Source organism: Streptomyces sp. NPDC029138 (assembly GCF_055564375.1).
The window spans coordinates 29,561-43,193 of record NZ_JBVHWM010000024.1; the positions used below are offsets into that span (position 1 = coordinate 29,561).

1 protein-coding gene is annotated in these 13,633 nt (G+C 75.3%); it reads right to left on the reverse strand.

Annotated elements, in window-relative coordinates; genetic code table 11:
- Positions 1 to 9: 9 nt before the first annotated feature.
- Positions 10 to 13,548 carry an amino acid adenylation domain-containing protein gene (locus ACZ4WH_RS20300; protein WP_468182275.1) on the reverse strand — a complete coding sequence of 4,513 codons (13,539 nt, stop codon included), beginning with the start codon at positions 13,546 to 13,548 and terminating at the stop codon, positions 10 to 12.
- Positions 13,549 to 13,633 lie beyond the last annotated feature (85 nt).

Sequence of the window (13,633 nt, forward strand, 5' to 3'; positions counted from 1 at the left end):
TCGCGTCGGTCACGAGAACTTCAGGTCCAGCAGGGAGGTGACCAGGCCGGCACCGCTCCCGCCGTTGTGGTCGCCGTTGTCGTGCGGGCCGGGGAGGCCGTGGTCAGCGGCGGCCGGTGGGTCCGGCCGCTCCAGCCACAGCCTCCGGCGCCGGAACACGGGCGGCGGCAACGGCGTGCGCCGCACCGGGCGCCGGCCCCGCTCGGCCTCGTCGAACGCGGTCGCCACTGCGTGCGCGTTGGTGCCGCCCAGCCCGAAGGCGCTGACCCCGGCGACCCGCCGCCCGCTCCACGCGCGGCCGTCGGTGTTGGGGTAGAACGGCGAACCGGCGAAGTCGAAGCGCGGGTTGGCCCGCGCGCAGTGCAGGGTGGCCGGGACGGTCCCGTGCTCAAGCGCCAGCAGGACCTTGAGGAGCCCGGCGATGCCCGCCGCGCTCAGCAGGTGGCCCATGGTCGACTTGACGCTGCCGATCGCGCAGAACCCGGTGCGGTCCGTGACGCTCCGGAACACGTCGGTCAGCGCCCGCAGTTCGATCGGGTCGCCGATCGCCGTGCCGGTACCGTGGGCCTCGATCATGCCGACCTCGTCGGCCCGCACGCCCGCCTGCTCCAGCGCCCGGCGCACCACGTCGGCCTGGGCGGCGGGGTTCGGGGTGGTCAGACCCATGGTCCGCCCGTCGTTGCCGACGGCCACGGCGTTGATCACCGCGTGCACCCGGTCGCCGTCGCGGAGCGCGTGGGCCAGCGGTTTCAGCAGCAGTACACCGCAGCCCTCGCCGGGTACGAAGCCGTCCGCGTCCTCGGCGAAGGCGGCGCACCGCCCCCGCGGCGAGAGCGCTCCCGCCGAGCTGAACTCCAGATACGGCTCCTCGTCGAGCAGCACCTCGACGCCACCGGCCAGCGCCACCTCCGACTCCCCGGCGAGCAGGCTGCGGCACGCCAGCTGCACGGCGACGAGCGCGGACGAACAGGCGCTGTCGACCACCAGGTTGGGGCCGCGGAAGTCGTACTGCTGGGCGAGCCTGGCCGCGATGAAGTTCTGGTCGCCGCCCAGGCCGGACTCCGGCGTGCGCGGACCCAGCCGGAGCCGGTACGCGGACATCCGCGCGCCGACGAACACACCGACGTGACGGCCCTTCAGCTCGTCGTCCCGGTAGCCGGCGTCGCGCAGGCAGGCCGCGGACGTCTCCATCACCATCCGGATCGCCGGATCGAGGCAGAGGGCCTCCGTGTCGGTCATGCCGAAGAAGTCGGGGTCGAAGCCCTCGATGTCGTCGACGAAGCCGCCCCACTTGCTGATGCTGCGGCCCGCTGCGCGTACCTGTGAGTAGAGCCGGGAGACGTCCCAGCGGGAGGGCGGCACCTCCCGGACCGCCGAGCGGCCGTCCCGGAGCAGCTGCCACAGCGCCGCCGGGTCCGGGGCGCCGGGCAGCCGGCAGCCCATGCCGATGACCGCGATCCGCTCGTCGCCCCGGCCCTCGACGGGGGCCGCGCCCCGGACCGCCGGGGCGGCTCGGCCGGACAGTTCGTCCAGCGCCTCCACCCGCTCGTCCCCCGTACCCGCCCGCCCCGGCCACCGCAGGCGGATGTGGGCGCTGAGCGAGGTGAGCGTCGGACGGTCGAGGAGCAGGCTCGGTTCGACGTCCTGGCCGAGGTGGTGCTCGATCCGCTCCACCAGCTCCGCGAGCAGGACGGACTCCACTCCGAGATCGCCGAACTCGGCCGTGGGATCGAGCCGTTCCGGGGGAATGCCGAGGCTCTCGGAGAAGATCCGGACCAGCCAGGGCAGCGGCTCCTCAGACGCGGACGCGGACGCGGGCGCGGCCTCGGCCTGCGTGGTGTGCGGTACCGCCCGGTTGGCCCGCAGCAACGCGTGCGTGTCGAGTCGTGCCTCCTCCTCCACGGGGCAGACGAGGATGTTGCCGGACGGTACCCCGCCGAGCACCCGGTCCAGTACCGCCAGTCCCTCGGCGTCGGACAGCGACCCGATCCCGAGGCGCGCGGGCGCTGCGGCACGGGCGGCGCCGGCACCCGACTCGCGCCACACCGGCCAGTTGACGGCCCGGAAGGCCGTGCGCCCGGCCTCGGCGAGCCGGCCGAGCGTCGCGTCGAGATACGCGTTGGCGGCGGCGTAGTCGGCCATGCCCGCACCCAGCGCCGGTACGGCGGAGGCGATGGACGAGAAGGCCACGAAGTAGTCGAGCCGGTCCTGTGCGCACAGGGCGAGCAGGGCGTCGAGCCCGTCCGCCTTGGGTGCCAGAACGGCGCGGATGTCGTCGGCCGTCTTGCGCAGCAGCGCCGGCCCGCCCCGGCCGCCCAGACCGGCGCAGTGCAGCACACCGGCGATCGGTCCGAGCTGGTGCCGCACGGAGTCCAGGAATCCGGCCAGAGCCGGGTCGTCCGCGTCCAGCGGCCCGGCGTGCACCAGCACCAGGGCTCCGAGCCGCTCCAGTTCCCGGATGTTCGCCACGGCCTCCACGGTGTCCGGAGCCAGGTCCGTACGGCTCCACTCGTGCCGGGGCGGAAGCGGCCGCCGGCCCAGCAGGGCGATCCGCCGGGCACCCTGGGAGACCAGGTGACGGGCCGCCAGCGCGCCCAGGCCCCGGGTGCCGCCCGTGACCAGGTGGACCCGGCCCGTGTCCGGCGGACCGGTCGGGAGCGCTGCCGGGTCCGGCAGGGCGGTCAGCCGCGGGCACTGGCGGACCCCGGAGCGGTGCCGGACCTCGCCCGCGGGGTCGGCGGTCCGCCACTCCGCGTCGATCTCCTCGGCCGTGCCGTCCGGGCCGGTGCCCGGCCCCGGATCGAGGACGGTGGCGTGCACCCAGGGAAGCTCGGCGCCGAGCATCCGCACCACACCGGCCAGCCGGGCACCGGCGGGCTCCGGGGCGGGTCCCTCGGCTGAGTACAGCCCGGGAACCACCTGGACGACCCGCAGCCCCCCGTCGGGCCGTTGCCGGGGCCGCCGGTCCAGCAGCCGCCGGAGGCCGGCCAGGCGCGGCACCCAGGCGTCCCGGTCACCCGACGGGTCCACGGCGCACAGGTCGAGCCAGCCCACGACCGGGTCGCCCCGGCCGAGAATCGCGTCCACGGCCGCTTCGGCGGCACGCTCGTCCGTCAACTCCCGCTCGCCCAGCAGAACCACGCGGTCCCGGCCGTAGCGCCGGGCCCACGCCTCGGCGAGGTCGCGGCTGCCGTCCCGGTGCGCGCAGACCACCACGCCCTGCCGGGGCACCGTCCACGTCCCCTCACCGTCGGCCCTGACCCACTCCCGGGTGTGGAGCCGCACGAGCCGGACATCGGTGTCCGCACGCGACGAGGAGGGCTGCCGGTCCTCGGTTCGGGGGTGGGTGCCGTGTGGCGGGGCGGACCGGTCGTCCCGTTCGGGGGTGGTGTCGGTGTGCCGGTGCGGTGCGTTGGGCCGCGCTTCGGTGCCGGGGTGGGTGCCGTGTGGTGGGGTGGGCCGGTCGCCCGGGTCGGGGGTGGTGTCGGCGTGCCGGTGCGGTGCGTTGGGCCGCGCTTCGGAGCGGGGGTGGGTGCCGTGTGGTGGGGTGGACCGGTCGCCCGGGTCGGGGGTGGTGTCGGCGTGCCGGTGCGGTGCGTTGGGCCGCGCTTCGGAGCGGGGGTGGGTGCCGTGTGGTGGGGCGGCCCGGCCGTCCGGGTCGGGGGTGGTGTCGGTGTGCCGGTGCGGTGCGTTGGGCCGCGCTTCGGAGCGGGGGTGGGTGCCGTGTGGTGGGGTGGACCGGTCGTCCGGGTCGGTGTCGGTTTCGGTGTGCCCGTGCGGTGCGTTGGGCCGGTCTTTGGTGCGGGGTTGGGTGCCGTGTGGTGGGGCGGCCCGGCCGTCCGGGTCGGGGGTGGTGTCGGTGTGCCGGTGCGGTGCGCTGGTCTCGGTCTCGGTGCCGGTGCCGGTGCCGGTGTCGGTGGCGGTGCCGTGTGGTGCGGCGGCCCGGGTGGTCGGGCGGCTGCTCTCCTGGGAGACCCAGCAGCGCGTCCGCGCGAACGGATAGGCCGGCAGCCCGATCAGCGGCCGGTGCTCGACGCCGCCGCGCGGCCGGATCTCGCCGCCCCGCACCCAGTGCCGCGCGAGTTCGTCGAGGGGGCCCTCCAACGGGCGGACCTCGGGCTCGTACATGCCGGGCGACGGGGCCCGGCCGTGGACCAGCTCCGCGTCCGCCGCGTCGGCGTCGGCGCCGGCCCCGAACCGTTCCAGCAGCGCGGCCAGGCGGTCCGTACCGGATGCCACCACGGCGACCCGCTCCCGCAGCGCCTCGCGGCCGATCAGCAGGGTGCGGGCCACGTCCCGCAGGGCGACCGGCCGGCCCGCGGCGGCCTCGGCGCGCAGAAACGCGGCCAGGCGGGCGGCCGACACCCGCAGCCGCTCCTCGTCGGTGGCGGACAGCAGCACCAGCTCCGGCGCCGACGGTTCGTCGACCGCGGTCCCCTGGAGCCGGTACGGCTCCAGGCGCACGGCAGAGCCCGTACCGGCCCCCGCACGCGGCTCGTACGCCTCCACGACCACGTGCGCGTTGCTGCCGCCCGCGCCGAACGAGCTGATCCCCGCCCGCCGGGGCCCCGCCGACGGGTTCCGGGCCGGCCAGGGCGCGGCCGTGCGCTGCACCCGGAACGGCGTGCCGCTCCAGTCGATGTGCGGGTTGAGGCGGTCGGCGTGCAGCGAGGGCACCAGGGTGCCGTGCCGCAGCTGGAGGATCACCTTGGTGAGCCCGGCGATGCCTGCCGCGCCCTCCAGATGCCCGATGTTCGACTTCACCGAGCCGATGGCACAACTGCCCGGTGCCAGGCCCGACGCGGCGAAGGCCCGGCCAAGGCCGTTGATCTCGATGGGGTCGCCGAGTTCGGTGCCGGTGCCGTGCGCCTCCAGATACCCGAGCGTGCCGGGATCAACCCCGGCGTCCCGCCATGCCGCGGCGACCAGCTCACCCTGGGCCACCGGGTTGGGAACCATGTAACCGTTGGTGCGCCCGCCGTGGTTGACGGCGGTGCCGCACAGCACCGCGTGGATGCGGTCGCCGTCGGCGACGGCCCGCTCCAGCGGCTTGAGCAGCACCGCGCCGACGCCCTCCCCGGGCACGAAGCCGTCACCGTCCGCGCCGAAGCTGCGACATCGGTGGTCGCTGGAGTCCATCGCCAACTGCCGTTGCTGCACGAACTTGTTGGGATGCAGCGACAGGTTCACTCCGCCCGCGATCGCCACCTCGCACTCGCCCCGGCGCAGGCTCTGCACCGCGAGATGCAGGGCGGTGAGGGAGGCCGAGCACATGGTGTCGACGGTCATGCTGGGGCCGTTGAGGTCGAGGAAGTACGAGACGCGGTTGGCGATGCCGGCGAGCGCGGAGCCCGTGGCGGGACCGTCCGGCCGGCCCGTCGTGGCCGGCCGCCCGAACAGGGGGTACTCGTTGTACATGGCGCCGACGAAGACACCGGCACGCGAGCCGTGGGCGTCCCGGAGCCGGCGGCGCGGATGGCCGGCGTCCTCCAGCGTCTCCCAGACCACCTCCAGGAACTGCCGCTCCTGCGGGTCCATCAGCGCGGCGTCCCGTGGCGTGATGCCGAAGAACAGCGGGTCGAACAGGTCGACGCCGTCGAGGAACGACCCCCACATCAGCTCGGCGGGCCAGCCGGGCAGTCGCCGTTCCTCCGGAAACGGCCGGATCGAGTCCCGCCCGTCCAGCAGGTTCCGCCAGAAGGCGTCCAGGTCCGGGGCGTCCGGATAGCGGCCCGCGACACCGATGACCGCGATGCGTGCGTCGTCCCCGCCCCCGCGTGACGGCACCGCGCCGGTCCGGGAGGCGAGAGGGGCCGCGGCGGCACCCTGAGCGCCCGGGCCCGGGAACCCGGCCGCCCGGTCCTGGTCGCCCGCCTCCCGCCAGGGCGCTCCCGGCAGCCCGGCGAGGACGCTCGCCACGCCCGCGAGGTCGCGGTGCTCGAAGAAGACGGTGCGGGAGATCCCGGGCCCCAGGTCCTCCTCCAGCCGGGCGTTGAGCCGGGCGACCAGATACGACGTCAGCCCGTACTGTTCCAGGGGGGTCCGGGCACCGATCCGCTCGGCGGGAACACCGGACACCTCGGCGTACAGCCCGGTCAGGTAGGCGATCGCCCGGTCGACGTCCGGCCCCGTCCCCGGGCGGTGGCCGTCCCCGGTCGCGCCGGCGGACCCGGCGCCGGCCGTCTCTCCGCGCTCCGTCGCCGGTTCGGTGAGACGGTGCCGGTCGGAGGCGAACGGGTAGCCGGGCAGCGCGATCCGGCGCCCCGGGCCGGTGGGCAGGACACCGGACCAGTCCACCGTCTCGCCCGCCACCCAGGCGGCGGCCACGGGTTGGGCGGGCGCGGGGACACCCTCGCCCCGGCAGAACGCGTCGAGCCGTTCGATCAGTTCCGGCACGTCCGAACACACCAGCACGGTCCGCTCGGCGAGCGGGACGCGACCGGTCCGCAAGGTGAAGGCGATGTCCGCGAGCGCGGGCGCGGTGCCGGCCCGCAGCGCCGCATCCAGATGATCACGCAGCCGCGTCGCCACCTCCGCCAGCTGCGGCGTCGTGGCCGCGGACAGCGGTACGACGTAGGGCTCCGCGGGGGGCCACGCCGTACCGCTCAGCACCGGGACCGCCGTGCCGCCCGGCACCGCGACCGCCGCCGAGTCGTCCTCCCTGGCCGGCCTCCCGGCCAGGTCGGCGGAGCGCAGCAGTACCTGGGCGTGGGAGCCGGTGGCGCCCATGGCGTTCACCAGGGCCCGCACCGGGCCGGTGCCGCCCCGGGACGGCGTCCAGGCGGTGCCGGTCGTCACCGGGCGCAGGGCCGTCGTCGGCCAGTCGACCAGCGTGCTGCCGTTCGCCGAGAGGACGGTCGGCGCGAGGCGCCGGTGCCGCATCTGAAGCAGCACCTTGGTGAGCTGGGAGAGGCCGGAGGCGGCCTCCAGGTGCCCGATGTTCGGTTTGACCGTCCCGATCGGCACCGGGTTGGTCCGGCCGGCGGCGGCGAACACCGCGTTCAGAGCCTCCGCCTCGGCGGCGTCGGAGAGGACCGCGCCGGCCGAGGCGCACTCCACGTAGTCCACGTCGGCCGGGGTGCGCCCCGTCGCGGCGAGCAGCGCGGCGACCGACGCGCCGAGCGCCGCGGCGTCCGGGGTGCCGAAGCGTCCCGCCCCGCCCATGTGCCCGCTGCGGGTGCCCTCGATGACGGCGTGGACGAGGTCCCCGTCCCGCTCGGCGGCCGGCCGCGGGCGGAGCAGCACCGCGCCGACGCCCTCTCCGGGGTGCCAGCCCGGGCGGTCGCCGTCGAACGCGCCGTCACTGTCGGCCGGGGCCAACAGCTCGAATTCGGCGAGGAGTTCGAGGTGGTAGGGGTGGGTGAGCAGGCTGGCCGACGCGACGACGGCGGCCCCGCACTCGCCCCGGCGCAGGGACTCCACCGCGAGGTGCAGCGCGGTGAGCGAGGAGGCGCACGAGGTGTCCACGGCGACGCTCGGGCCGTCGAAGCCGAAGAAGTGCGAGATCCGGCTGGCCGCGTCCGACGCGGTCGCCGAGACGAGGGCGGGTTCGCCCGCGCGCCATGCGTCCGCGCCGGTGTGCTGGTGGTCCTGCCACATGGCGCCCAGGAAGACACCGACGCGCCCCGCCGCGCCGGTGAGCGAGCCCGCGGTGTGCCCCGCCGACTCGAGGCACTCCCACACCGTCTGGAGCAGCAGCCGTGACTGGGGGTCCAGCAGGCGTGCCTCGTGCGGCGACACATGGAACAGCAGGCTGTCGAACCGGTCGACGTCCGGCAGGAAGCCGCCGAAGGCGTGCGGGTCGTTCGCCCGGCCCGCGGCGATCTGGCCGCGTCGTGTCCCGGGCACCGGGCCGAGGGCCCGCGCGCCGGAGTTCAGCAGTCGCCAGTAGGCGTCGAGGTCGTCGGCGCCCGGGTAGTGCCCGGCGACCGCGGTCACGGCGATCTCGGCGCTGCCCACGGGCTCGGGCGCAGCGGACGACGCCGGGACGGGCCCGGCTGCCAGGAAGGGCCGCTCGCCGGTGGCCGCGACGTGCTCCGGGTGCGGCGCGGGACCGCCGAGGAAGCTCTGAAGGAAGACGTGACCGTCGTCGAGCCCGAGATGGGTGGCCAGTTGCTCGGTGGCCATGCCCCCCACCGGGGTGAGCCCCGCACCGCAGGCGGCCTGGCTCAGCATGAGCAGCTGGCCGAGGTAGCCCGCTTCCAGGGCGAGATACCGGTCGGCGGCGTCCTCGTACAGCGGGGCGATGCCGTCGCGCTGGCCGAACAGCAGGAGTTCGAAGCCGGCGCGGTCGTAGAGGTGCCGGTTGTGGACGAAGTGCGCCGCCCGGCCCTGTCCGGCCTCGGGGTCCGGCGCGACGAGGTGGAGCGCGTGCTCGACCGGGTGGTGGTAGTAGAGGCCGGGCGCGAGTTGCTCGACACCGCCGGGCCGGACGCGGACGTAGACCTGGACGGCGTACGTCGCACCCGCCGACGGGTACAGCCGCCGGGGCCGGCCGTCCACCTCGGTCTCGGCCAGGAGCCCCAGCAGCTTGCAGAAGGACGGGTGGGACAGCGGCCCTCCGGCGAAGTCCTGGCGGCTGGCGCGCCACCGGTAGTGCTCGGCGGCGATGGCCGGACGGGCGAGGGGGACGACCTGCTCGCCGGGGCCCGGGCGACGCAGGTTCCAGGCGGCCTTCTTGAAGGCGTCGCGTTCCTCCCGGGAGAAGAACTCCACGACCCCGGGGCGCTCCCGGTCCGCCGCCACGGCCGTACCGGCCGGCTCCTCAGCCGTCGTACGCGGGACCTCGCCCGTACGGCCCACGCCCTCCGTGGGCCGTCGCGGAGCAGTGGATGACGGTGCCGTGTCCCCGGCGGCGAGCCCGAGTTCGGCGGCCACCCTGCGGGCCACTCCCGCCACGGTGGGCTCGTCCAGCAGGACCGAGACGGGAACCCGCCGGTCGTACTCGCGCTGGAGCGCGGCGGAGACCTGCACCATCGTGAAGGAGGTCGCGCCCTGGTCCCAGAGGTCCTCCTCCGGGTTCACCGACGCCGTGCCGAGGTACTCGGCGAAGATCGCCGCGATCCGCTCGGTCAGCCGGGCACCGTCCGCACCCTCCGGCCGCGCCGGCGACTCGGGCGTCTCCACGGCCCCGGGGCCGGGCGTGCGCACCGTCCCGGAGGCCGCCGCCGGCGCCTCGGTGCCCCGGCTTCCGGGAAGCAGCCGCAGCCGGTCGCCCGGGGCGACCGGCCACGGCAGTGCGCCGCGGTCCAGCTTGCCGTTGGCCGTGGCCGGGAAGCCGTCCACGAACGCCACCACGTTCGGCACCATGTACTCGGGCAGCGACTCGGCCGCGTGCCGGCGCAGTTCCGCCACGTCGGGGACGTCGCCGCCGGGCACGACGTACGCGATCAGCCTGCGGGCGCCGGCCGGGTCGGGCCGGGCCAGGACGACGGCGTCCTTCACCCCGGGGTGCTCCCGCAGCCGGAACTCGATCTCGCCCGGTTCCACCCGGAAGCCCCGGATCTTCACCTGGTCGTCGGCCCGGCCGAGGAAGTTCAGGTTGCCGTCCGGGTAGTAGGCCGCGCGGTCCCCGGTCCGGTAGAGCCGGGCGTTCGGATCGTCGCCGAAGGGGTCCGGTACGAAGCGTTCCGCGGTCAGGTCGGGCCGGCCGAAGTAGCCGAGGCTCAGGCACTCGCCGCCGATGTACAGGTCGCCCTCGACCCCGACCGGGCAGGGTTCCAGCTCTTCGTCGAGGACGTGGTACCGGGCGTTGTCGATGGGACGGCCGTACGGGATGCTCCGCCAGGCCGGGTCGATCCCGCCGATCGGGAACCAGTTGGACCACACGGTGGCTTCGGTGGCGCCACCCAGGCTGACCATCTGGGCGCGGGGGAAGAAGCCCCGGATCTCGTCCGGCAGCGGCAGCGGGGTGTAGTCGCCGCTCAGGTACACCAGCCGCAGCCGGTCCCGGCCTTCCCGGCCGGCGCGGCCCGGGAGCAGTGGGGCGAGCTGGCCGAGCGTCGTCGGCGCCGAGTTCCAGAAGGTCACCGGTTCGGTGAGCAGGACGTCGAGCAGCAGCTCGGGGTCCTTCTGCTGGGCCTCGTCCGCGAGGTACACCGCCGCGCCCAGGCCCAGCAGCCCCAGCAGGTCGAAGACGGACAGGTCGAAGCCGAGCGAGGTGACGCACAGCCCGAGGTCGCCAGGGCCGAAACCGTGCGTCCGGCGGCACCAGTCGAGCAGGTTGAGCACCGGCCGGTGGGCGACGGCCACGCCCTTGGGCTTGCCCGTGCTGCCCGAGGTGAAGATGACGTAGGCCGTGGCGGAGGAGGTGGCGACGGGCTCCGGGTCGTCGTCCGGATCGGCGTCCGGGATGGTGGCCTCGCCGGGGTCCACGCAGGTCACTCCGGGCGGTACCGTCCAGGAGCGGCCGGCACCGGTGACCAGCAGGCCGAGCCCGGCCTCCTCGATGACCGTGTGGGCGCGCGCCTCGGGCAGCGACGGTTCCAGCGGCACGTAGAAGCCGCCCGCCTTGAGCACGCCGAACACCGCGGCGACCAGGTCGGGGCCGCGCCGCAGCGCGATTCCGACGCCCGTCTCGGGTGCGCAGCCCAGCGCCAGCAGCCGCCGGGCGATGCCGTTGGCCCGGCGGTTCAGCTCGCGGTACGTCAGCGAGCCGCCCGCCCAGCGCACGGCCACGGCGTCGGGGCGGAGCGTCGCCTGCCGTTCGAACAGCAGGTGCACGGGTCCGGGGTCGGGAAACGCGCGTGCGGTGTCGTTCCACTCGTACAGGATCCGGTGGCGCTCGGCGGGGTCGAGCCGGCCGGCCGCCGGCCGTGTGCCCTCCGGCCGCACCACGGCGGCCAGCACGTTCTGGAAGTCCTCGAACAACCGCTCCGGGAGGCCGTCCGGGAAGTCGTCGGACACCACGTCCCAGTGGACGCGCAGCTCGTCGCCCTCCTCGATACACACGCAGTCGGCGGAGACATCGGGCGTACAGGTCAGCCAGCGGCCGGAGCGCACCCCGGGGGGCAGCGGCTGGTCGGTGAGCGCCAGCAGTCCCGTGTAGACGACGGGCAGGTCGAACGCTCCTGAGCGGCGCTCCTTGAGCACGCGCCGGCGCAGCTGGGTCAGTCCGCTCACCGCGTCGGCGGCCATGTCGGCGTCCAGGGTGCGCCGGTAGGCCGCGGCACGCTCGGTCAGCGACAGCTCGGAGGTGTCCCGGGTGACCCAGCTGAGCTTGGTGAACTCGCCGGGCCGGTAGCGGGCGGTGGCGTCCGTCCAGCGGACCACGGGCAAGGCGAAGGGCGGGGCGCAGTGCCGGGCGAGAGCCTCGCCGAAGGCCGCCAGCAGCAGGTCGTCCGGACGGACACCGGAGGCCTCGGCGACCGCGCGCAGCTCCGGCCAGTGGGGCAGCCTGGTCTCCAGCCGGGTGCGGCGCCGGCTCTCCCCGCGCTGCCGCCCGGTGTCCGGGCCGGGCGGCAGCGCGGCGATCCGGTCACGCCAGTGGGCGGTCCAGCGCGGCAGCTCGGGGGACCGGGCGAGCCGGCCCTGCTCCTCGGCCCAGGCCGCGTACGGTTCCGCGGGCTCCGGGGTGGCCGCCGGGTCCGCGTACAGGCGGAACAGCTCCCGGTAGAGGAAGTGGATGCTGCGGCCGTCCACGATGGTCAGGTCGATGACGCAGTGAACGGTGGCCGGCTCGCCGTCGCGCACGGTGACCCGCAGGTCGGCCTGCGGGCTCCGGCCCAGCGGGAACGCCCGGCCGACAAGGAGTTCGGGCAGGGAGCCGAGGTAGCCGTCCGGGTCGGCGCAGTCGGACAGGTCCACGACGGGGATGTGCCAGCGCTCGGGGGCCTCGGGCGACACCGCCAGCCGGCCGTCCCCGGTGACGACTGTGCGCAGCACGTCATAGGCGGACACCAGCCGCAGCCAGGCTGTCTCCAGCCGGTCCGGGTCGAGCGCGTCGACGTGGAAGGCGTGGTAGACCTGGCAGCCGTCCCACGGGGCGGGCCCGCTGACGGCGCGCGGTACGGCGTACGCCTGCTGGAGTTCGTTGAGGGGCCGTGGTTCGGGCGTGCCGCCGGCGAGCGCGTGCAGCGCGTTGGAGAAGAGCGCGAACAGCGTGTCGAGCGCGCCGGCCGGGAAGCGGGACTCGACGGCGTCCCACCGGTAGTGCAGTTCGCCGTCCTGCTCCCACATCTGGTGGTCCAGGGCGACGCCGGTGGTCTGGCTCGTGGCGTAGGAGGTACGGGCGGCGAGGCCGTCCGGGCGCCGGTCGGCGGGTACGGCGTCCAGCAGGCTGGTGAAGACGACGGGCAGGTCCGGCACGGGAGCGCCGCGCCTGCCGGAGCGCCGCTCGCGCAGCGCGGCGATGCCGGACACACCCGTGTGCCCGAGCCCTTCCCACAGCCGGGTGTGCAGGAGCACCGCGGCGTCGCGCAGGCTCTCGCCGAGGGTGTCGGGCACCGGCAGTACGGCGGTCGAGGTGAACGGGCCGACCAGGTCGTCCGCCTCGCGGGGCAGCCGGGCCCGCTGATTGGTCGTCAGGACCAGTGAGAACGGGCCGCGGGCGCCGAGCCGGGCGAAGGCCTCGGCGAAGAGGGTGAGGACGAGCGCGGTGGGGGAGACCTCCCAGGCCTGCGCGGTGTCCCGCACCGCGCGCCAGGTGCGGCGGCGGAGCCGGCCGGTCAGGGACCGGCGGGGCCGGCAGCCGCTGTCCGTGCCCCCGCCGGCGTCACGTGCCGCGCCGTGCAGGGCACCGAGGTCGGGACCGCCGGGCAGGTCGGCGAGTTGCCCGGCCCAGTAGTCCAGGGAGGCCCGGTACGCCTCCGTGCCCTCCTCCGCGCGCAGCAGGCGCAGGCACTCCGGCACGCTGGTCAGCGGCGCCGGGACGGTGTGCGCGGGGTCCTCGTACCACCGCCACCAGTGGTCCAGCAGCAGCTCCAGGCCGTGGCCGTCGGTGAGCAGGGCGTCCAGGCTCAGGTGCACGGTGCCGCGTCCGCCGGGCAGGAGGGTCATCTCCACGCCGAAGAGCGGCCCGCCGTCCAGCGGATGGCAGAGGCGGGACATCCGGGCGCGCACCGCCGCGAGGTGCGCGGTGACGTCCTCGGGGGCGGCGCCGGTCAGATCGTGGACCGTGGGCCTGTGCGCGGGCGGGGTGCGGCGGATGCGCTGGGTGCCGTCGGCGGAGATGTCCGCCCGCAGCATGGCGTGGTGGGCGACGACGCGCTGCCACGCCTCGGCCATCCGCTCGGCGTCCAGGTCCGGGACGTCGAACTCGCGGTAGAGGTGGCAGCCGATGGTGTCGTCGCCGGCGACTTGCTTGCCGAGGACGTAGGACTGCTGGAGATCGGTCAGGGGAAACGGTTCATCATCGTCCGGCTCCACCGCGGCCGTGGCCGGGGACGGCTCGTCCCGTTCCGGGGACCGCGCGCCGCGCTCCGCCGATCCGGTGATTTCCTCGGCTATCCGCGCCACCAGATCCACGGTGCCCCGGCACGAACCCAGCCATTGCACGGGAATATCCACGCCCCATTCCCGGCGCAGCTCGAACCACAGCCGAGTGGTCATCAGGGAGGTCATTCCGAGAGCCCGGAGCGGAACACCGGACGGCGGAGCGGAATCGCCCGGAAGTATTTCCCCCAGAATGCGGTCG